Source organism: Pseudomonas sp. GW823-FHT06B06 (assembly GCF_058795195.1).
Window position 1 is genome coordinate 143,802 of the sequence record NZ_JBXAHO010000003.1, and the last position, 20,914, is coordinate 164,715.

At 58.9% G+C, this 20,914-nt stretch carries 24 protein-coding genes; 19 read left to right on the forward strand and 5 right to left on the reverse strand.

The genetic code is table 11. The features are described 5' to 3' along the window. Positions 1–434 precede the first annotated feature (434 nt). The gene (gene galU, locus AC1Q8Q_RS03655) at positions 435–1,274 is read right to left on the reverse strand and encodes a UTP--glucose-1-phosphate uridylyltransferase GalU (protein WP_008065368.1); all 840 of its coding nucleotides are present in this window, start codon (positions 1,272–1,274) and stop codon (positions 435–437) included. Between the two features lie 292 nt (positions 1,275–1,566). Here galU and AC1Q8Q_RS03660 point away from each other — a divergent pair, with 292 nt between their 5' ends. Both AC1Q8Q_RS03660 and AC1Q8Q_RS03665 read left to right on the forward strand, forming a co-directional pair. Beyond that, a complete protein-coding gene (locus tag AC1Q8Q_RS03660) occupies positions 1,567–1,755 on the forward strand; it encodes a hypothetical protein (protein ID WP_110747774.1) in 189 nt (62 codons plus the stop codon). Between the two features lie 131 nt (positions 1,756–1,886). Next, complete coding sequence (locus AC1Q8Q_RS03665) at positions 1,887–2,168, forward strand: lipoprotein (protein WP_033040807.1); 282 nt, start codon at positions 1,887–1,889, stop codon at positions 2,166–2,168. Between the two features lie 11 nt (positions 2,169–2,179). Here AC1Q8Q_RS03665 and AC1Q8Q_RS03670 read toward each other — a convergent pair whose 3' ends face one another. Continuing rightward, positions 2,180–2,410, reverse strand: a complete 231-nt coding sequence (locus AC1Q8Q_RS03670; protein WP_020797221.1) for a hypothetical protein — start codon at positions 2,408–2,410, stop codon at positions 2,180–2,182. Between the two features lie 72 nt (positions 2,411–2,482). Then, positions 2,483–2,839 carry a hypothetical protein gene (locus AC1Q8Q_RS03675; protein WP_020797222.1) on the reverse strand — a complete coding sequence of 119 codons (357 nt, stop codon included), beginning with the start codon at positions 2,837–2,839 and terminating at the stop codon, positions 2,483–2,485. Positions 2,840–3,050: 211 nt separating this feature from the next. On the opposite strand from AC1Q8Q_RS03675, the gene AC1Q8Q_RS03680 reads away from it, so the two are divergent. The 5 genes from AC1Q8Q_RS03680 to ada all read left to right on the forward strand — a co-directional run bounded on the left by AC1Q8Q_RS03680 (position 3,051) and on the right by ada (position 6,210). Next, positions 3,051–3,353 carry a DUF1883 domain-containing protein gene (locus AC1Q8Q_RS03680; RefSeq protein WP_008065357.1) on the forward strand — a complete coding sequence of 101 codons (303 nt, stop codon included), beginning with the start codon at positions 3,051–3,053 and terminating at the stop codon, positions 3,351–3,353. Between the two features lie 29 nt (positions 3,354–3,382). Beyond that, entirely contained in the window at positions 3,383–3,559 is a 177-nt protein-coding gene (locus tag AC1Q8Q_RS03685) for an RNA-binding protein (protein ID WP_492598585.1), read from the forward strand. A 120-nt stretch (positions 3,560–3,679) separates the two neighbouring features. Then, positions 3,680–4,384, forward strand: coding sequence for a 2OG-Fe(II) oxygenase (locus AC1Q8Q_RS03690; RefSeq protein WP_020797224.1), 705 nt, complete (start codon positions 3,680–3,682; stop codon positions 4,382–4,384). A gap of 5 nt (positions 4,385–4,389) precedes the next feature. Further along, the gene (gene alkB, locus AC1Q8Q_RS03695) at positions 4,390–5,055 is read left to right on the forward strand and encodes a DNA oxidative demethylase AlkB (RefSeq protein ID WP_492598615.1); all 666 of its coding nucleotides are present in this window, start codon (positions 4,390–4,392) and stop codon (positions 5,053–5,055) included. Between the two features lie 87 nt (positions 5,056–5,142). Then, complete coding sequence (gene ada / locus AC1Q8Q_RS03700) at positions 5,143–6,210, forward strand: bifunctional DNA-binding transcriptional regulator/O6-methylguanine-DNA methyltransferase Ada (RefSeq protein ID WP_492598586.1); 1,068 nt, start codon at positions 5,143–5,145, stop codon at positions 6,208–6,210. A 114-nt stretch (positions 6,211–6,324) separates the two neighbouring features. On the opposite strand, the gene acuI is transcribed toward ada, so the two are convergent. Continuing rightward, a complete protein-coding gene (gene acuI / locus AC1Q8Q_RS03705) occupies positions 6,325–7,308 on the reverse strand; it encodes an acrylyl-CoA reductase (NADPH) (RefSeq protein WP_033042223.1) in 984 nt (327 codons plus the stop codon). Between the two features lie 173 nt (positions 7,309–7,481). Between acuI and AC1Q8Q_RS03710 the strand changes: the two genes are divergently transcribed. The 9 genes from AC1Q8Q_RS03710 to AC1Q8Q_RS03750 all read left to right on the forward strand — a co-directional run bounded on the left by AC1Q8Q_RS03710 (position 7,482) and on the right by AC1Q8Q_RS03750 (position 13,855). After that, positions 7,482–8,546: an NAD(P)H-dependent flavin oxidoreductase gene (locus AC1Q8Q_RS03710; RefSeq protein WP_492614833.1), complete on the forward strand. Its 1,065-nt coding sequence runs from the start codon at positions 7,482–7,484 to the stop codon at positions 8,544–8,546. Between the two features lie 121 nt (positions 8,547–8,667). Further along, on the forward strand, positions 8,668–9,435 hold the full coding sequence (gene modA, locus AC1Q8Q_RS03715) for a molybdate ABC transporter substrate-binding protein (protein ID WP_492614834.1): 768 nt from the start codon (positions 8,668–8,670) through the stop codon (positions 9,433–9,435). Then, positions 9,436–10,116 (forward strand): molybdate ABC transporter permease subunit, encoded by a 681-nt coding sequence (gene modB, locus AC1Q8Q_RS03720; RefSeq protein ID WP_033042228.1) that lies wholly within the window; start codon positions 9,436–9,438, stop codon positions 10,114–10,116. 3 nt (positions 10,117–10,119) lie between these two features. Next, a complete protein-coding gene (gene modC / locus AC1Q8Q_RS03725; protein WP_168758248.1) occupies positions 10,120–11,199 on the forward strand; it encodes a molybdenum ABC transporter ATP-binding protein in 1,080 nt (359 codons plus the stop codon). 76 nt (positions 11,200–11,275) lie between these two features. Further along, positions 11,276–12,295: a DNA topoisomerase IB gene (locus AC1Q8Q_RS03730; RefSeq protein ID WP_033042232.1), complete on the forward strand. Its 1,020-nt coding sequence runs from the start codon at positions 11,276–11,278 to the stop codon at positions 12,293–12,295. Between the two features lie 72 nt (positions 12,296–12,367). Further along, the gene (locus tag AC1Q8Q_RS03735) at positions 12,368–12,589 is read left to right on the forward strand and encodes a hypothetical protein (protein ID WP_020797233.1); all 222 of its coding nucleotides are present in this window, start codon (positions 12,368–12,370) and stop codon (positions 12,587–12,589) included. A gap of 119 nt (positions 12,590–12,708) precedes the next feature. Next, positions 12,709–12,939, forward strand: a complete 231-nt coding sequence (locus tag AC1Q8Q_RS03740; protein ID WP_008055683.1) for a hypothetical protein — start codon at positions 12,709–12,711, stop codon at positions 12,937–12,939. Positions 12,940–13,146: 207 nt separating this feature from the next. Further along, complete coding sequence (locus AC1Q8Q_RS03745) at positions 13,147–13,431, forward strand: hypothetical protein (RefSeq protein ID WP_020797234.1); 285 nt, start codon at positions 13,147–13,149, stop codon at positions 13,429–13,431. Positions 13,432–13,645: 214 nt separating this feature from the next. Beyond that, positions 13,646–13,855, forward strand: coding sequence for a hypothetical protein (locus tag AC1Q8Q_RS03750; RefSeq protein ID WP_033042238.1), 210 nt, complete (start codon positions 13,646–13,648; stop codon positions 13,853–13,855). A 226-nt stretch (positions 13,856–14,081) separates the two neighbouring features. Here the strand turns inward: AC1Q8Q_RS03750 and AC1Q8Q_RS03755 are convergent, their stop codons facing one another. Continuing rightward, a complete protein-coding gene (locus AC1Q8Q_RS03755) occupies positions 14,082–14,855 on the reverse strand; it encodes a ParA family protein (RefSeq protein ID WP_492614835.1) in 774 nt (257 codons plus the stop codon). A gap of 470 nt (positions 14,856–15,325) precedes the next feature. On the opposite strand from AC1Q8Q_RS03755, the gene AC1Q8Q_RS03760 reads away from it, so the two are divergent. From AC1Q8Q_RS03760 to AC1Q8Q_RS03770, 3 genes are all read left to right on the forward strand, one after another. Then, complete coding sequence (locus AC1Q8Q_RS03760; protein WP_492614853.1) at positions 15,326–16,924, forward strand: arylsulfatase; 1,599 nt, start codon at positions 15,326–15,328, stop codon at positions 16,922–16,924. Between the two features lie 684 nt (positions 16,925–17,608). Further along, the gene (locus tag AC1Q8Q_RS03765; RefSeq protein WP_168758251.1) at positions 17,609–18,688 is read left to right on the forward strand and encodes a glycosyltransferase family 4 protein; all 1,080 of its coding nucleotides are present in this window, start codon (positions 17,609–17,611) and stop codon (positions 18,686–18,688) included. Next, positions 18,663–20,819, forward strand: coding sequence for an amylo-alpha-1,6-glucosidase (locus AC1Q8Q_RS03770; protein ID WP_492614836.1), 2,157 nt, complete (start codon positions 18,663–18,665; stop codon positions 20,817–20,819). Before AC1Q8Q_RS03765 ends, AC1Q8Q_RS03770 begins: the two co-directional genes overlap by 26 nt. The last annotated feature ends 95 nt before the right edge of the window (positions 20,820–20,914 follow it).

A 20,914-nucleotide genomic window follows, 5' to 3' on the forward strand; every position in this document is an offset into this window, starting at 1 on the left:
TGTAAGACCGCGTCATCGCTCTTCGCCTGTAGGAGCGAGGCTTGCCCGCGAACCAAACGCTGCGGTGTATCTGTAAGACCGCGTCATCGTTCTTCGCCTATAGGAGCGAGGCTTGCCCGCGAACCAAACGCTGCGGTGTATCTGTAAGACTGTGTCATCGTTCTTCGCCTGTAGGAGCGAGGCTTGCCCGCGAACCAAACGCTGCGGTGTATCTGTAAGACTGTGTCATCGTTCTTCGCTGGCAAGCCTGGCTCCTACAGGCGAACCAGTCGCTGCGGTGCATTTTTTAGCGACAAGCCTGGCCACAGGAAACCAGGTACTTTTCAGCGCACAAAAACAAACGCCCCGATCAAGTCGGGGCGTTTATTTAGGCCTTCATCAGCTTGTTGGCAACTGGTGAAGGTCGTTTTTCAATACAAGCCGCTGAGGCGCTATCAGTAAGCCTTGCCCGTCTTGTAGAAGTTTTCGAAGCAGAAGTTGGTCGCGTCGATGTAGCCTTCGGCGCCGCCGCAGTCGAAACGCTTGCCCTTGAACTTGTAGGCCATGACGCAGCCGTTTTGCGCTTGCTTCATCAGGGCGTCGGTGATCTGGATTTCGCCGCCCTTGCCTGGCTCGGTCTGTTCGATCAGGTCGAAGATGTCCGGGGTCAGGATATAGCGACCGATAATGGCCAGGTTCGACGGCGCATCTTCAGGTTTTGGTTTTTCCACCATGCTGTGCACGCGGTAGATGTCGTCGCGGATCATCTCGCCGGCGATCACGCCGTACTTGTTGGTCTCTTGCGGGTCGACTTCCTGGATGGCCACGATCGAGCAGCGGAACTGCTTGTACAGCTTGACCATCTGGGTCAGTACGCCGTCGCCTTCGAGGTTGACGCACAGGTCGTCAGCCAGCACCACGGCGAAGGGTTCGTCGCCGATCAGCGGACGGCCGGTCAGGATCGCGTGGCCCAGGCCTTTCATTTCGGTCTGGCGGGTGTAGGAGAACGAGCAATTGTCGAGCAGCTTGCGAATGCCGACCAGGTACTTTTCCTTGTCGGTGCCCTTGATCTGGTTTTCCAGCTCGTAGCTGATGTCGAAATGGTCTTCCAGGGCGCGCTTGCCACGACCGGTGACGATGGAGATTTCCGTCAAGCCAGCGTCCAGTGCTTCTTCGACGCCGTACTGGATCAGTGGCTTGTTTACCACCGGCAGCATTTCTTTAGGCATGGCTTTGGTCGCTGGGAGGAAGCGAGTGCCGTAACCGGCTGCTGGAAACAAGCATTTCTTGATCATATAAGTCCTTGAAAGGGCTGTGTGTACGGGTTTCGGCGCAGTCTAATCAGGCGGCGTACACCTTACAATGCCCCGCACTGGCTAACCGATGCCATCATAGAGAAATATTCTCGCCGTTAGTTCCGCAGCGAGCACCGCGAATGGACCGACAGCCTGTTATTGATAGCAGAGTCCGCCAGGTTTGCACGCCAAGTCAACCCATGGCCAAGTGCACCAACCCGCGCCCAGCGGCACCCGAACGGTGCATTTGGCGGTATCATGGCGCCCTTGAACCAGCCAACGAGGCAAATAGATGTCAGAAGCAAAAAGCGTCAACGGGTACTTGATCAACAAGGCCAAAGACGGCCAGTGGTGGGTAGCCGGCGTTGGCGGTGAGAATATTGCCGGACCTTTCCCGTCCGAAGCCATGGCGATCGAAGTGGCATCGGTGTTGCAACTGGAACACCCGGCACCAAAACGACGGGGCAAGGACAAGAATTGATCCAGGCCTGACGCCCTGTCCTTGTGCAGGGCTTCTTTTGCAAATATCCGCAAGAAGTGGCCTTTGGCTATAACCTTTTGCCCACCGCGCTGTCACAGGCTTTGCCCCCTCATCCTGACGACGACAACGACATGACCAAATTTTTGCCGCTGATTGCGGTCCTGGCCCTCAGTGGCTGCGCCACCTCCGAAACCACTTACCTGAACAATGGCGAACAAGGCCTGGCCATTGACTGCTCCGGCGAGGCCAATTCCTGGGCGACCTGCTACGAAAAGGCCGATGCGTCTTGCGCTGGCACCGGCTACCGGATCGTTGGCACTGACGGCTCACCCGCCCCCAAGGAAAGCGACAAGACCCTTGGCGTCGACGTTGGCAACTACAAGAATCGTAGCGTCGTGGTGGTCTGCAAATAGGGCATCGGGCCCTACATGTGGATTTCGGCGAACTTGATCCCCAGGCCGCGTACGGTCTCGATCAGTTCGTCGAGACTGCTGAAGGACTCGACTTCGTCGCTTTCGTCTACCAGGAAAAAACTGCGCCCGGCGCTTTTCTTGAAAAAAACGATCCACTCCCCCGGATTCGCCGGGTTCTGAATCACATGGGTGGCGCAGATTTGGCCCTCTGCATGCCGCTCCCGTACCCGCTCTCGCTTCATATTCGACTCCAGAAATGACAATGCCGGCAAAGGCGCGCTTTGACGGCATTGGTGCTGACGGTCGACAGTCTATCAGCCGGAAATGCACGCCGTGGCGGCATCGCGTACATCGAAGGGACGTATCGGCACATTGGAGATGCGCTCGTGCAGCTTGATGCTGCTGCCACCAGAGCGCTGTTCGATATCAAACACCGCGGCCGGCCCCGAGGAAAGCTTCTGCGGCACGATCACCCGCACCCCGTCTTTCTGCGTCTCGACCTGCAAGGCGCCACGGCTGTCGGCGAGTTTTTCGCTCAGGCATTGGGCGTACTCAAGGGGCTTCTTGCCGGAAATCACATTCATCGTCGGCAGCGTCTGGTTGATGTCCGAGACACTTGCACAACCACCGATTGCCAGGACCCACGGCAAGCCAAACATGCCCCACTTCATATGAAATCTCCAATAAAGACCCTCGGACAGCACAAATACGGGTTTTCTCCGGGCTTGACTGCTTTTTTCTTCCCAGGCACGCGATATATGCATTTTTATTGTCCACCCGGGCCCGGAGAGCCGGATAATAACGCCCCGGGGCTGATAAACTGCGCCAATCGACCATGCTATCGTTTTGATTTTGTAGAAAAAGCCCTTCTGGAGGCGCCTCATGAAATTTATCCACCAGCGCGAGCACCTCAACGAGGACGACATCGTCGTCATTCAATGCTCGCAAACGTGCAACATTCGCTTGATGAACGACGCCAACTTCCGCAGCTTCAAGAATGGCGGTCGTCACACCTATCACGGCGGCGCGTTCGACACCTTCCCGGCCCGCATCACGGCGCCGAGCACCGGGTTCTGGAACATCACCATCGATACGGTCAACCGCCGCCCGATCAGTGTGACGCGCAAGCCGACCCTGACGCATTCGATCAAGATCATCCGCCGCTCCAGTTCGAAACTGAGCTGAGCAGCGCCTTAATACACAGACTGACAGGTATGACCGTGGCCCAGACGACCAAATACGTCATCAAGTACAAACTCAATGGCGAACGCCGCTTCGAATTTGCCCAGCTGGAAAACGGCACGGTAGAAGAAGCCAAAGCCGCGCTGGACGGGCTTCATGGCCAGGGCGAAGACGTCATCAGCGACATCAGCGTCAGCAAAGCGCTGTAACAACGCCTGGAGCGACAATATGGACGTCCGCTCCCTGGCGACATTCGACCGCAAGTGTCGGAGTGTCTGCATTCGTCATACCCCTTAGTCTCGCCACCTCGATAACCTGAGGGCCTGGCAATGAGCGAGCAATACCTGGACAAGCTGGACTGGCCCCTGCTGGAACAGCAACTCGATGCGGACGGCTGCGCGGTCATTGCATCGCTGTTGAGCCCCAGGGCCTGTGATCAGATCAGCGCCTTGTACGGCCAATCCGAACACTTTCGCTCGCATGTGATCATGGCCCGGCACGGTTTCGGTCGTGGCGAATACAAGTATTTCGACTACCCCTTGCCGCCGCTGGTGGCCCGCCTGCGCAGCGCGCTCTACCCGCGACTGGTGCCGATAGCCAATCGCTGGCATGAGCAGATGGATTTGCCGAGCCGTTTTCCCGAGAGCCTTCCGGCCTTCCTCGAACGTTGTCACGCCGCTGGCCAACAGCGTCCGACACCCTTGCTGCTGCAATACGGACCACAGGACTACAACTGCTTGCATCAGGATGTGTATGGCGAGCATGTCTTCCCGCTCCAGGTGGCGATTCTTCTGTCGACGCCTGGGGAGGATTTCACCGGCGGTGAGTTCGTGCTGACCGAGCAGCGGCCGCGCATGCAGTCGCGCCCGCAGGTCATCGGTCTGAAAAAAGGCGACGGCCTGATCTTCGCGGTCAACCAGCGCCCGGTCAAAGGCGTGCGCGGTTACTATCGGGTCACCCTGCGCCACGGCGTCAGTCGCCTGCACAGTGGAAAACGGCATACTCTTGGGATCATCTTTCACGACGCATCATGAGCACCATGAAACCGACCACCCTGGACTTGTTTGCCGATGTAGAGCCCGAGCAGGATCGCCGACGCGAGCAGATCGGCGAACAGTCCTACGTCCTCAGGGGCTTTGCCCTGCCCTGGCTTGCGCGCTTGTTACCGGCACTGGAGACCGTGTTGGCGGCCGCACCGTTCCGGCAAATGGTCACCCCTGGCGGCTTCACCATGTCGGTGGCCCTGAGCAGTTGCGGGACCTGGGGCTGGACCACCGACCGCAGTGGTTATCGCTACACCCGCGAGGATCCCCGGACCGGCCTGCCTTGGCCCCCCATGCCCGAGGTGTTTTTGCAATTGGCGCAGGCGGCGGCACGGGAAGCAGGATTTGCCGATTTCGTGCCGGACTCCTGCCTGATCAATCGCTATGTGCCCGGGGCGAAAATGTCCTTGCATCAGGACAAGGACGAAAAATCCTACGCTGCACCCATCGTTTCAGTATCGCTGGGGCTACCCGCAATGTTTCTGTTCGGCGGCTTCGCGCGCAGCGACAAAAGCCAACGGGTGCCGTTGCTGCATGGCGACATCGTGGTCTGGGGCGGCGTGGATCGCTTGCGTTATCACGGTGTGCTGCCGATCAAGGATGGCTACCATCCACGCTTGGGCAAGCAGCGGATCAACTTCACGTTTCGTACCGCGCGGTGAGACCGTGGAGTTTGACCGCAAGCGCCGGAGTGTGGGCCTACGGGCCGCTGGTTAATCTGCGGCAAACGGGTCAACGGATGTAAAGCCATGACAAGCCAATCGACAACGAGCAGCACCGAAAACGATCCACGCTGGGCCGCGGTGGTCGCCCGCGATCCACAGGCGGACGGGCAGTTTGTCTATGCGGTGAAAACCACCGGGATCTACTGCAACCCCAGCAGCCTCTCGCGCTTGCCGAAACCGCAGAACGTCGAGTTCTTCGACAGCGCCGAACTTGCCCAGGCCGCCGGTTATCGCCCAAGCAAGCGCGCGGCCAAGGACCAAAGCGCGCTCGCCGCGCAACATGCCGCCACCGTGGCCGCCGCGTGTCGCCAGATCGAAACCGCCGAGGCGCTGCCCGCGCTGAACGAGCTGGCGCAAGCGGCAGGACTGAGCAGCTTTCATTTCCATCGGGTGTTCAAGTCCGTTACCGGCCTGACGCCCAAAGGCTACGCCGCGGCCCATCGTTCGCGCCGAATGCGCGAACGGCTGGCGGATGGCCGCTCGGTCACCGATGCGTTGTACGACGCCGGGTTCAACTCGAACAGCCGTTTCTATGAAGCGGCGGATCAGGTGCTGGGGATGAAACCTACTGATTACCGTGCCGCGGGGCAAAACAATGACATTCGTTTTGCGGTTGGCCAGTGTTCCCTCGGCGCGATCCTGGTGGCGCAAAGCGCGCGTGGGGTCTGCGCGATTCTCCTCGGCGACGATCCGCAGCAACTGGTTTGCGACCTGCAGGACAAATTTCGCCGCGCCACACTGATCGGTGCCGATCAGGCCTTCGAACAGTTGATCGCCAGGGTCGTGGGTTTCATAGAAGCCCCGGCCCTGGGGCTGGACTTGCCACTGGATGTGCGCGGCACCGCATTTCAGGAACGGGTCTGGCAAGCCCTGCGAGACATCCCCGTTGGCAGCACCGCCAGCTACGCCGACATCGCCCAACGCATCGGCAACCCCAAAGCAGTGCGCGCAGTGGCGCAAGCTTGCGGCGCGAACAGCCTGGCAGTCGCGATCCCCTGTCACCGCGTGGTACGCAGCGATGGCAACCTGTCGGGGTATCGTTGGGGCGTGGAGCGTAAGCGGCAATTGCTCGAACGGGAAAAGCCCCTATAGGAGCGAGCAGGCTCCGGGCGGCGTTCCGACGATGGTCGTCAACGATAACGCTGGGCACCTGACACCACACGGCGCTCTCAGGTTTTTCGCGAGCATGCTCGCTCCTACAGTCGATCAGCGATTCACATCCACCACCACTCGCCCGCGCAGCTGTCCGGCCAGCAGGCGCGGGGCGGCTTCGATTGCTTCGCTCAAAGCGATTTCATGGCTGATCAACGGCAACAAGTTAAAGTCCAGATCCTTGGCCAATCGACTCCAGGCCTCTACACGCCTGGCTTTGGGCTGGGTCACGCTGTTAATCCCGGCCAGCGTCACGCCGCGCAGGATAAAGGGCGCGACGCTGGCCGGAAAGTCCATGCCCTGGGCCAGTCCACAAGCGGCGACGGTGCCTTCGGAGCGGGTACTGGCACAGGCGTTGGCCAGGGTGTGACTACCCACCGAGTCGATGACCGCAGCCCAACGTTCCTTGGCCAGCGGCTTGCCGGGCTCGGATAAGGTGGCGCGATCGATGATTTCACTGGCGCCCAGTTGCTTAAGGTATTCGTGTTCCGACAGGCGACCAGTGGAAGCGACGACCCGATAGCCAAGCTTGCTCAGCAATGCGATGGCGAAACTGCCCACGCCGCCGTTGGCCCCGGTGACCAGAACCTCGCCTTGGTCGGGCGTCACACCGTTGCGCTCCAGTGCCATGATGCACAGCATCGCCGTGTAGCCTGCCGTGCCAATGGCCATGGCCTGGGCTTCAGTGAAGGCCTCGGGCAACGCAATCAGCCATTCGCCCTTGAGACGCGCCTTTTGCGCCAGGCCACCCCAATGCCCTTCGCCCACGCCCCAGCCATTGAGCAGGACTTTGTCACCCGCCTTGTAGTCCGGATGCGTGCTGACCTCGACAGTCCCCGCCAGGTCGATCCCCGGCACCATCGGGAATTTGCGCACCACCGGGCTGCTGCCGGTGATCGCCAGGCCATCCTTGAAATTCAGCGTGCTGTACGCCACACGCACCGTCACATCGCCCTCGGGCAGCTGGTCTTCATTGATCTGTTGCAGTGTGGCCCGGTACCCGCTTTCGTCTTTGTCGATCAAAATACCTTGGAACATTGCTGCCTCCTGGTGGGTTCACCTGTTGTGGTGTGATTTAAATACCACTTCGCAAAATATTACCGTATTGGACTTTAAGCCAATTCGCCTGCGGCAGACATGACTGGCATAACCGCAGGCATTGCTGTTACAAATCGAGCCCTGCCCGGTTCCAACGTCGGAGTACAACTGAAATGAGTCAATGGCCAGATACGCGCATTCTTGACCTGCTCGGGATCGAGCTGCCGATTATCCAGGCCCCCATGGCCGGCGCCACCACCGCTGCCATGGTCATTGCGGCGAGCAACGCCGGCGGCCTCGGCTCGATGCCTGCCGCCATGCTGAGCGTCGAGCAATTGCGTGACGAGCTCAAGGGCATTCGCCAACACTGCCAGCGCCCGATCAACGTCAACTTCTTCTGCCATCAACCGCCAGCGGTCGACGAGCAACGCGCCCAGGACTGGAAAAACCTGCTGCAGCCCTATTACCGCGAATTGGGTGTCGACTTCGATGCACCGACACCGGTGTCCAATCGCGCGCCGTTCGACCAGGTTGCCTGCGAAGTGGTCGAACAATTGCGCCCCGAAGTCGTGAGTTTCCACTTTGGCCTGCCGGAAAAATCCCTGCTGGATCGAGTCAAGGCCACCGGGGCAAAGGTACTGTCCTCGGCCACCACCGTCGAAGAAGCCATCTGGCTCGAGCAGCAGGGTTGCGACGCGATCATCGCCATGGGTCTTGAGGCGGGCGGGCATCGGGGTATGTTTCTCAGTGATGACCTGAGCAGCCAGGTCGGTACCTTCGCCCTGGTGCCCCAAGTGGTCGATGCCGTGAAAGTACCGGTGATTGCCGCTGGCGGCATTGCCGATGCGCGGGGTGTGGCGGCGGCGTTCATGCTGGGGGCTTCGGCGGTGCAAGTGGGCACGGCGTACCTCTTCACGCCAGAGGCCAAGGTCAGTGCCGCGCATCACCAGGCCTTGCGGACCGCCAGGGAACGCGAGACCGCGGTCACCAACATTTTCACCGGTCGCCCGGCACGGGGGATACTCAATCGGGTAATGCGCGAGCTCGGGCCGATGAGCGACCAGGCGCCGCGTTTTCCCCTCGCAGGCGGTGCATTGCTGCCGTTGCGTGCCAAAGCCGAGGCAGACTTCAGCAACCTCTGGGCCGGACAGGCGTTCACCCTGGGGGTTGAGTCGGGTACCGCCGAATTGACCCGACGCCTGGCCGAGGAAGGGTTGGCGAAGTTGCTCCGGCGCTGACCGTGGTGGCGGGCAACACGGTTAGCGCTGCAACAAATTCCGTTTACCGGAATTTCGCTATATATTCCGATATATAGCGATTCACCCATCTTGCAGTACTTGCCTGTGACGGAGCCGTTTCATGACCATTCGTGCCTCACGTTTTGCCCCCACTTGCCTGGCGTGCCTGCTCGCCGTGTTCGCCTTCGGCTGCGCTCAGGCAGACGAAGTCCAGGTTGCTGTCGCTGCCAACTTCACCGCGCCGATCCAGGCCATTGCCGCTGACTTCGAGAAGGACACCGGGCACAAACTGGTCACGGCTTTCGGTGCCACCGGCCAGTTCTATACCCAGATCAAGAATGGCGCGCCGTTCGAGGTGTTCCTCTCGGCAGACGACACCACCGCGCAAAAACTTGAAGCCGAAGGCGACACCGTCAAGGGCTCGCGCTTCACCTACGCCATCGGCACGCTGGCCCTGTGGTCGGCCAAGGCAGGCTACGTCGATGCCAAGGGCAACGTCCTGAGCGATAACACCTATCAGCATCTGTCCATCGCCAACCCGAAAGCCGCGCCTTACGGCCTGGCGGCGACCCAGGTGCTGGCCAAAAAAGGCCTGGCCGACAAGGTCAAGGACAAGCTCGTCGAAGGCCAGAACATCACCCAGGCCTACCAGTTCGTGTCCACCGGCAATGCCGAACTCGGCTTCGTTGCCTTGTCGCAGATCTACAAGGACGGCAAGATCACCAGCGGCTCGGCGTGGATCGTCCCGGCCGACCTGCATGACCCGATCAAGCAAGACGCAGTCATCCTCAACAAGGGCAAGGATAATCCTGCCGCCAAGGCACTGGTCGAGTACCTCAAGGGGCCAAAAGCCGCTGCCATCATCAAGTCCTACGGTTACCAGATCTAAATGTCGCTATCGAGTGCCGATTTTTCCGCCATCTGGCTGACCCTGAAACTGGCGTCCCTGACGACCGTCATCCTGTTGCTGGTCGGTACTCCACTGGCGTTATGGCTCTCGCGCACACAATCCTGGCTGCGCGGCCCGGTCGCGGCGATCGTCGCCCTGCCCCTGGTGCTGCCGCCCACGGTGATCGGTTTCTATCTGTTGCTGGCGCTCGGCCCCCACGGGTTTGTCGGCCAGTTAACCCAATCCCTGGGACTTGGCACCCTCACCTTCAGTTTTGCAGGGTTGGTGATCGGCTCGGTGCTGTATTCGATGCCGTTCGTGGTCCAGCCGCTGCAAAACGCTTTTTCCGCCATTGGCACCCGTCCGCTGGAAGTGGCCGCCACCCTGCGCGCCGGTCCCTGGGACACATTTTTCAGCGTCACCCTGCCCCTGGCCAGGCCCGGTTTCATCACCGCGGCCATCCTCGGCTTTGCCCACACCGTCGGCGAATTCGGCGTGGTGCTGATGATCGGCGGCAACATCCCCGACAAGACCCGAGTGGTCTCGGTGCAGATCTACGATCACGTCGAAGCCATGGAATATGCCCAGGCCCATTGGCTGGCCGGGGTCATGCTGGTGTTCTCATTTGCAGTGTTGCTGGCGCTGTACTCCAGCCGTAAAACCAAAACAGGCTGGAGCTGATCGATGATTCAAATGCGTCTGAAACTGAGCTATCCGGGGTTCGCCCTCGATGTCGACCTGCAGTTGCCCGGCCGCGGGGTGACGGCGCTGTTCGGACACTCCGGGTCTGGCAAGACCACCTGCCTGCGCTGCATCGCCGGGCTGGAACGCGCCGACGAGGGATTAATCCAAGTCAACGATGAAGTGTGGCAAGACAGCGCCAAGGGGGTTTTCGTCCCCCCGCACAAGCGCGCACTGGGTTACGTGTTTCAGGAAGCCAGCCTGTTCCCTCATCTATCGGTGCTGGCCAACCTGCAATTTGGCCTCAAGCGCATTCCCAAGCCTCGGCGCCGGGTCGACATGGCACACGCGACCGACCTGCTGGGTATCAGTCATCTGCTCGACCGCCATCCGCAGCACCTTTCCGGCGGCGAACGGCAGCGTGTCGGCATGGCGCGCGCCCTGCTCACCAGCCCGACACTGCTGTTGATGGACGAACCGCTGGCAGCACTGGACACGCAACGCAAAAGCGAGATCCTGCCTTACCTGCAACGGCTGCACGATGAACTGGACATCCCGGTGCTCTATGTCAGTCATTCCCAGGATGAAGTTGCACAACTGGCCGATCACCTGGTCCTGCTCAGCGACGGCAAGGCGCTGGCCAGCGGCCCCATCGGCCAGACCCTCGCACGCCTCGACCTGCCGCTGGCGCTGGGTGACGACGCCGGCGTAGTGATCCAAGGGCATGTCGCCGCCTATGACGCCGACTACCAGTTGTTGACGCTGCAACTGCCCGATACGGACCTGAACATTCGCGTGACTCACACGCCGATGGCGATGGGCCAGGCGTTACGTTGCAAGGTCCAGGCGCGGGATGTCAGCCTCAGCCTGCTCGGCGATTACCAAAGCAGCATCCTCAATCGCCTGCCCGTGACGGTGGTCAGCGAAATGCCCGCCGACAACAACGCCCATGTGCTGGTGCGCCTGGACGCCGAGGGCAGCCCTTTGCTTGCACGTATCACCCGCTATTCCCGGGACCACCTGCACCTGCATCCGGGCCAACGTCTCTGGGCGCAAATCAAGGCCGTGGCCGTGCTGGCGTAACGCCGTGGGCACGACTGGCGCGGCGCGGGGTCAATGGCTGTAACGGCCCCTCGATCCCTCGCCCAGGACAATCGCCATGCCCGATGCACTGCCCCGTGACCTGCATTACGTCGATGACACCCAGCCCGGCATCACCCGCCGCAAACTGCGCGGCAAATTCTGCTATTTCGACCCCACTGGCCAGCGCATCGTCGACCCGCAAGAAATACAGCGCATCAACGCACTGGCGGTCCCCCCAGCCTACACCGACGTGTGGATCTGCAGCGACCCGCGCGGGCACCTGCAGGCCACCGGTCGCGACGCCCGCGGGCGCAAGCAGTACCGCTATCACCCGCGCTGGCGCGAGGTGCGCGACAGCGACAAATACTCGCGGCTGAGGGATTTCGGCCTGGCCCTGCCCAAGCTGCGCAAACAACTGGAAACCTTGCTGGAGGCGCCGGGTTTGAGTCGCGACAAGGTCATGGCCACCGTCATCACCTTGCTCGACGCAACGCTGATCCGTGTCGGCAATACCCAGTACGCACGAGACAACCGCTCCTACGGCCTGACCACCCTGCGCAACCGCCATGTCGAGGTCAACGGCAGTGCGATCCAGTTCCAGTTTCGCGGCAAGAGTGGCGTCGAGCACCAGATCACCGTGAAGGACCGGCGCCTGGCGCGGATCATCAAGCGTTGCCAGGACATTCCCGGGCAAAACCTTTTTCAATACCTCGATGAAAACGGCGAGCGACACACGATCACTTCCGCCGACGTCAACGCCTACCTGCAAACCCTGACTGGCGCCGACTTCACCGCCAAGGACTACCGCACCTGGGCCGGCAGCGCCCTGGCCCTGGCGGTTCTGCGCGAGCTCGAGTGGCAACCCGAGTCCCAGGCGAAACAGCACGTGGTGGCGATGGTCAAGGACGTCGCCAGGCAGTTGGGCAATACTCCGGCGGTGTGCCGCAAGTGCTACATCCACCCGGCGGTACTCGAGGGTTTCCTGCTCGGCGCCTTGGCGCAACTGCCAAAGCCGAGGGTTCGTAAAGGCCTGCGGGCGGAGGAAGTCGCACTGGCGATGCTGCTGGAGAAAATGGCGTCCGAGGCGACGAACTGACCTGCCTATTTTTTGCACGATTGCAAATGGCTTCTATAGTTGATCTGTACGCCAATCAGCTGCGGTGAAGCCATGGAAGACATTTTCGTCGTCAAGCGCTGCAACAAGATCATCATTCATGGACGCCGGGCTGGAGAAACCACGCATCAACCCGCTGAAGCCGCCGTCTGGTACCGCATCGCCGATACCCGCACCAACGGTTTCATCGGTGACGGCTACGATCATGAATACGATGCCCAGCGGGTATGCCGACAGCTCAACGCCCGGTCACAAGTGATGGTCCGGCAAGGCTGACAAACATTCGCGGGTCTATACTGACAAAGTGCTGAAGGATCAGCGCCCATCGGTACAAAGCTCGCTTGCGGCGGGCTTTTTACTGCCAATCTTCAGGTTCTTAAACGGAGGTGTTTCCCATGTCCGAAAAAGAGTCCATCACCACCCTGCTCACCCTGCTCGACTCCCGTCAGGTTCGCCTGGCTGCCGCGTGCAAGGAAATCGCCGACTGGGTCGATCATCAAGGCGGACACCCGACTGCGCTCAGAATCCGTGATCGTCTGAACGACATCGAAAAGGATACACCCCTGATCCGCAATACACTGTCGTCGCTCAAGCCAGTCGACCCACCGCTGCCACGGTTCAGATGATCCTGATCTGGATACCGATGCGCAGGCAGGATCTGACGCAGGACGCATGATCGGCGACGCTACGTCACCGCGCGTGCGTGTGAGTGCCTGCCTGATTCCTGTCCTCCAACCCAGCCAGGTGCTGGGATTTTTTTTGCGCCTTTCAACCGCGAACATCACTAGAACAGGGTTGTCTAACGATTACTTCGTTACGAAGGAGACGTTCTGATGGTCACCCACTTCAAAGTCAGCGGGCACCTCGCCTGCGGTCACAAGGGCAGCAACCTCACCTCCACCCGGGAACTGAATCGGGTGAAATGCAGAAGCTGTCGCAACACCGACGCTTACAAAGAGGCGCGCAAAACCGAGCGCAACGCTGCACGCCGCGCCGCACGCAAGGCAAAAATCGCTCACGTGGTCAATGACTGGCGCCAGGCCTGGACCGAGCGGCTGACCGCCATGGCAGGACTGCAACGGCTGCCACGGGGCTTTCATGGGCAAGGCTTTGTCTAGAGGCACGAGGATCGGGTCGATCTGATCGGCCCGTTCCTGATCATCGATGCATCCCCCCCGGTTATTTCGCAGCGACGTCCGACGCACCGCTGCAGCAGGTGCCCTAACCCGTCCGATGTGAGGCATTGGCGACAATGGCCTTCCTCGGCTAGGGTCATTTTGCGTATAGAACCAAGGCGTCTTGATTGGCAGAAATCACCCCAAGGAGGAAGCGATGTCATCCACTCGTAATGCCGAACAAACCTATCGCCAGTGGTCCAGCCCGATCCTGCTTGAACTCAAGGAGCGGGAACACCAAATGTCCCCGTCAGACCGCGAGGCGCTGCAAAACATCTTGCTGGAAAGAAGGCTGATCGACGTCGGCAACCCGAACGGCAACGATCGGCGCAAAGCGGATTTGAACACTGAGGATAAACAGCAATAACGAGCGGCCTGACACCCGACCAGGCTTTTGCAGAGCCCCCCAATCCCCTGTAGGAGCGAGCCTGCTCGCGATGGACGTCAACGATAACGCGCCCTGTCTGGATGAATACGTTGTCAGGACGTTCTTCGCGAGCAGGCTCGTTCCTACAGGCTCACTCGCTATATAAAGTGAAACCACAAATCGCCGTTACCGCAGGAATGGATATCCACCCATTCCAGATATGCACCTAAGCCGCTCGCTCCAGGGCATCCAGCAAATCGGCAAACTCCAGCGAAAGCTTATGGCGCGGAGCCAGATGAACCAGGGGAACCGACACTTGGTGAGACTCGCGCATCTTCACAGAGCGACTCAGGTAAACCGGCAGCAGCGGTATCCCTTCGGCCAACAGCTCATCCACCAGATGCTGGTGCAACCCGGTCTGCCCCGAGAACTGATTGACCACCACCCCTTCCACCTTCAGCGACTCATTGTGATCAAGTCGTAACTCTTCTACTTGCGCAATGACGCGATACAGCGCCAGACGAGAAAACCTGTCGCAATCGAAGGGAATCAGCAGCCTGTCCGCCGCCACCAAGGCGCTGAAGGTGTAGAAATTCAATGACGGCGGTGTATCGATATAAATGCGCTCGTAGTCCTCGGACAGTTCCACCAGCAGCTTGCGCAGCTTGTTGACCTTGAACTTGCTCTGCAGCTTTGACTGCAGGTCAGACAGCTCAGGGCTGGCGGTTACCAGGTCGAGGTTGGCGTAAGGCGTGCGGGTGATATTCACGCGATGCTTCCTGCCTTCGAAACCGCCGGACAAGGTCTGCTTGAAAAAATCGGCGATGCCCGCAGGAATATCCTCATTCACCAGGCCGGTGAGGTAGTGAGTCGAATTGGCCTGGGGATCGAGATCAACCAGCAGCGTTCGGTAGCCTTCGGCAGCACTCACGGCGGCGAGGTTGCAGGCAATGCTGGATTTCCCAACCCCGCCTTTCTGATTGAATACGACACGACGCATGTGACTTGCTCATCCATGAAAAAAGCCAGAGGCCAACTGACGGTAAATGTAAGAAGCCGTGTCAATTGTATGACCGGAACATTACAGTTTTGCGACAGTGGCGGCACAAGGCCCGGATTAGAGCGATGGAGTGAGAGGCCTTCATGACCTGTTCAATAAAGGAACGTCGATGGTTGAAGTACAAATAATCGACGAACGACATCTAATCCACGATCTACGACCACGCAGGGCGCGAATTGTCGAACTAATCTTGCACGACTGCCTTGAGCAGTGAATGGAAATGTCATCGCGTTGTTTGATGGCTTCCTTGAACTGTCCAGGCTAAACGTTGGGGGGGTTACTAACGATCATGCTTGTTGTTTTGCGCTCGATGTTTGAGCGGCCTACAACGGGTATTGGAACTTGAGAAAGGAAACCTTATGAACGAGTTCGCGCACCGCCCCAGATTTTACCTCGCCTGTTCATTGTTGATGGCAATCAACTTTGCCCAAGCCGCACAAACCGAAAAACCCAATATCCTGTTCATCGTCTCCGACGACACCGGCTACGGTGACCTTGGCCCCTATGGCGGCGGTGTAGGTCGAGGGATGCCAACGCCGAGCATCGACCGGCTCGCCGCAGACGGCACCACCTTCTACTCCTTCTATGCCCAACCAAGCTGCACCCCAGGCCGCGCCGCCATGCAGACCGGACGCATCCCCAATCGCAGCGGCATGACCACGGTGGCGTTCCAGGGCCAGGGCGGTGGTTTGCCAGCGGCTGAATGGACATTGGCATCGGTGCTGAAAACCGGCGGCTATGAGACTTACTTCACCGGCAAGTGGCACCTGGGCGAGGCCGATTACGCACTGCCCAATGCCCAGGGCTACGACGTGATGAAGTACGTTGGCCTCTATCACCTCAACGCCTACACCTATGCCGACCCTACCTGGTTCCCGGACATGGATGAAGAAACCCGTGCCATGTTCGCCAAGGTGACTCAGGGCGCGTTGTCGGCCAAGGCCGGTGAAAAAGCCGTTGAAGAGTTCAAGATCAACGGCCAGTACGTCGACACCCCGGTAGTGGATGGCAAGCCCGGTGTCGTGGGCATTCCGTTCTTCGACAACTATGTGGAAAAGGCGGCGCTGGAGTTTCTCGACACCGCGGCCAAATCCAGCAAGCCGTTCTTTATCAACGTCAATTTCATGAAGGTTCACCAGCCCAACCTGCCAGCACCGGAGTTCGTCCACAAGTCGATCTCCAAGACCAAGTACGCCGACTCCGTGGTTGAGCTCGATACCCATATTGGCCGCATCCTCGACAAGCTCAAGGCGCTGGGCCTGGATAAGAACACCCTGGTGGTCTACACCACCGACAACGGCGCCTGGCAGGACGTTTATCCGGACGCTGGCTACACGCCCTTCCGTGGCACCAAAGGCACCGTGCGTGAAGGAGGCAACCGGGTGCCGGCGATCATGTCCTGGCCCGGCAAGATCAAGCCGGACGCAAAAAACCACGACATCATCGGCGGACTGGACTTGATGGCGACGTTCGCCTCGGTTGCCGGGATCAAGCTGCCGGACAAGGATCGCGAAGGCAAACCGATCATCTTCGACAGCTATGACATGACCCCTGTGTTGCTCGGCACCGGCCCTGATCCGCGCAAGGAGTGGTTCTACTTCACCGAGAACGAACTCTCCCCGGGCGCTGCCCGTGTCGGCAATTACAAGGCGGTGTTCAACCTGCGTGGCGACAACGGCGCCGTGACCGGTGGCCTGGCCGTCGACAGCAACCAAGGCTGGAAAGGCCCGTCCAAGTATGTAGCGACCGTACCGCAGGTGTTCGACTTGCTGCAGGATCCGCAGGAACGCTATGACATTTTCATGAACAACTACACCGAGCGCACCTGGACAATGGTGCCTATCAGCATGGCAATCACCCAGCTGATGAAAACCTACGTTCAGTACCCTCCTCGCAAACTGCAAAGCATGAGCTATGACGGCCCGATCGAACTGTCCAAGTACCAGAAGTTCCAATCGGTACGCGAAGATCTGGAGAAAGAAGGCATCACTATTCCAATGCCCAACTAGCGCAAGCAGCCAGCGCCTGCGCTTGATCGGCGCGGCGCTGGCCTTCGACGGCGGATTCAACCCGCGGATGTTCGTTGAGAATCGCTGGCAGCGAGGTAGTTTTTGTCACTCTGAGCATTCATTACCAGGTTTCCCGAGGCAATCTCCCGCGCACGAGATACCCCCCATGCCAGTGCCGTGGTCATCGTATCGTGGGGCAAATAGTCGTGGGCCTCTTCAAATAAGGGCGAGCCGTTTTTGTCGTAGACACCGATGAATAGCTGCGTTCTACCCTTTCTGGAAACTCTTGTTTGAACATCAATGAGAGTGCCATCATTTTGCAATTCATCGTGGGATCGACAATGCAACTCGCAGTCCGCCCAGAGCCAATACGTGGAACCTCTGCGCATCATCTTCGTGGCCTCCCTCTTTGTTGAATTTCGATGAAAACCAACGCAATACGAAATATTTAGTACGACAAATCTACAGCGTCAACTTCCTGAAACCTGCCACTTGTCGGACGATTTCCTCCACGAAAATCATTCCCAAAACTATATATTTGCAATATCACTGTCGCTGCGCATTTAGCTTTCCTCTATGAATTAACCGCCTGTCGTGGCAATCAATCCAATGACTTTACGGTCAGGTCGAAAAACTTGACGGCAGGTCTTTGCCATAAACGTTGATGACTTAGAGATTGCGGCAATGAAAATCGCCCAAATAGCCCCGCTGTATGAATCCGTGCCCCCTTATCTCTATGGAGGAACCGAAAGAGTTGTAGCTCATCTAACGGATGCTTTAGTCGGACTGGGACATGACGTCACCCTTTTCGCCGCCGAGGGATCGCGCACTTGTGCAAACTTGGTTGCAGCCCGGGATCAAGCGTTACGGCTCGACAGTAGTCCGTTGAAGTCCGAGTTGGCGAGTCACTTGAGTTTGCTGTATGAGTTGCGACATCGAGCGGCAGCGTTCGATGTGCTGCACTTTCATATAGACCTGTTGCATTTTCCATTTTTCGAAGACATGGCGCATAAGGTCTTGACCACTATTCATGGTCGCCTTGATATCAAGGATCTGGAGGGAGCCTATTCTCGATGGTCTCACTATCCCCTGGTTTCAATTTCGCAACATCAGCGCCAGCCATTACCGAACGCCAATTGGATCGACACCGTTTATCACGGTTTACCGCAGTCCAGTCTGACGTTCCATTCAAGACCGGGTGACTACCTCGCCTTCCTGGGGCGTATTTCTCCGGAAAAGCGTCCCGACCGGGCTATCCGCATTGCGCGCGCTACCGGGTTGCCCTTGAAGATCGCCGCCAAAGTCGACGCCGCCGATCGCGAATACTTCGAACGGCAGATACGCCCTTTATTGGCACAACCAGGCATCGAATTCATCGGCGAGATTGGCGATGCCGACAAATCCGCATTCCTGGGCAACGCCCGGGCGCTGCTCTTTCCCATTGATTGGCCCGAACCCTTCGGCCTGGTGATGATCGAGGCCATGGCCTGCGGTACGCCGGTCATCGCCTGGCGCTGCGGTTCTGTCCCCGAAGTGGTTGATCATGGTGTAACCGGCTTCATAATCAATAGCGAACAGGAGGCAGTGCTCGCTGCCCGTCAGGTACTTGAACTTGATCGACAAGTGATACGTGACGTATTCGTCGGACGTTTTTCAGCCAAGGTGATGGCGCAACGTTATGTTGACCTCTACCGGACACTCACCAACAGGCCTGATTACGTAGTGCCGGACATAGCCCATGAATACCTCGTCCAGCAGTCCTGAACAGCCGCAACCAAAACCCGGTGCGAATGAACCCATTGCGCATACCTTGTATGTGCTGGTCGATCACAATACGTACCTGGTGGCTAATGCATTCGGTGATATCGACGGGGGTGCCGTGGGCATGTTCTACCACGACACGCGTTTGTTATCCGAATATCAATTGACCGTGGCGGGTCGGCGTCCGTCGCTGCTCTCGGCGGCGGTCAGCCGCGACAACGTGTACTTCCGTTCACATTTGACCAACCACCCGCTACCGGTACTGGGAGAAGAGGACACACCGCAAGGCGTCATCCATATCGAGCGCAAGCGCTTTCTTTGGGAAGAGCGAATGTTCGAGCGCATCTGCTTTTTCAACTACAGCGAGCAACCTGGCAAACTACCGATCGAACTGCGGTTCCGTGGAGACTTCCTCGACATGTTCGAAGTTCGTGGTCAAAAACGGCCACTGCGTGGCACGCTGACCAAGCCTGAAGTGCTCGAACAAGGCGTGATGCTTCATTACCAGGGACTGGACCATCAGCGACGCTGCATGGCGATCAGTTTTTCCCGATTGCCAGAACACATCAGCGGCGACAGTGCGAGTTTCCACATCGATATCGGCGCTCACGAGCGCCGCGAGCTGTATGTTGAAGTAGGCTCCAGCATTGTCAGTCCCGGCCGCACGCGTTACCGGTCCGCCGCCGCGCAAGCTTGCCGAGCCATGCGCAGGAAAGAGCAGCGAGGTGCACGTATCAAGGCTTCCGGCCGGCTGTTCCAGGGTTGGATAAACAAATCCCGGGCTGACCTAGCCTTATTGACTGCCGATCTTCCCTCCGGCCCCTACCCCTATGCCGGCGTTCCTTGGTACTCCACACCTTTTGGCCGCGATGCGATTATCACAGCCTATCAATCACTCTGGCTCAACCCGTGCCTTGCCCGAGGTGTGCTCGCCTACCTGGCGGCTCATCAGGCCACGGAGATTTCGACCTTCAGCGATGCTGAGCCGGGAAAAATCATGCATGAGACGCGACAGGGCGAAATGTCGAAACTCAACGAATTACCCTTTGCCCGTTATTACGGAGGCGTCGATACGACCCCCTTGTTCGTGATGCTGGCCGGCGCCTATGCAAAACGCACCAACGATCGGGCGTTCATTGAAGCGCTTTGGCCGGCACTGGAACTGGCCACGCTCTGGATGGAGACCAATGCCTCGAAGAATGCCGAAGGCTTTATCAGCTACCAGCGAGGGGAAGTCACCGGCTTGGCCAATCAAGGCTGGAAAGACAGCCATGACGCCATTTTTCATCGCGATGGCCGCACCCCGGTTGGGCCCATCGCATTGATAGAAGTGCAAGGCTACGCCTGGCGCGCATTCTTGAGCATGAGCACCTTGGCCAGGCAACGAGGCAATGAGCAAGCTGCGGTTCGATGGCAAGGCATCGCAGAAAACTTGCGCCAGGCGGTTGAACGATGCTTCTGGATGGAGGATCAGCAATTTTACGCACTGGCGCTCGATGGCAATGGCCAGCGTTGCGAGGTGAAAGCCTCGAACGCAGGTCACCTGCTGTTCACGGGATTACCCATGCCTGAACGGGGAAAAACGGTTGCCCGGCAATTTCTGACCAACATCTTCAATAACGGCTGGGGCGTTCGAACACTTGAAACCGGGGCCGTGCGGTTCAACCCCATGTCTTATCACAACGGTTCGGTTTGGCCGCATGACGTTGCCCTGTGCGCAGCAGGTATGGCCCGATATGGCGAGTATACGGGCGTCGTTCGTATCCTCAGCGGGATGTTCGAAGCCGCGACGTTTTTCGGGATGCGATTACCCGAACTGTTCTGCGGGTTCAAGCGTGGTCCGGGTGAGGCACCGGTTGCCTATCCAGTCGCCTGTTTGCCTCAAGCCTGGGCAGCAGGCTCCATTTTCATGCTCTTGCAGGCATGCCTGGGGATCAGCATTGACGCCGCTGACTGTCGAGTGGTCATCAGGCAACCTCGACTGCCTATTGGTATTGACCGTCTGGAAGTGCGGACACTCCAGTTCAATGAACACAGCGTCGACCTCAGTTTTCAAAGAATTGGCGACCGCGTTGCGGCTTACATAGAACGGCAAGATGGTCCAAGCTTGATTCGACTCGACGTGAAATTGTAAATCGCTGTCATCCGCTGATATCCACGCCAGGGACCGGAGTTGCGGGTTGCGCTGGGCAGCTGAAGGCAGAGCTTGCCCCGGCGATCAAGGTGCCA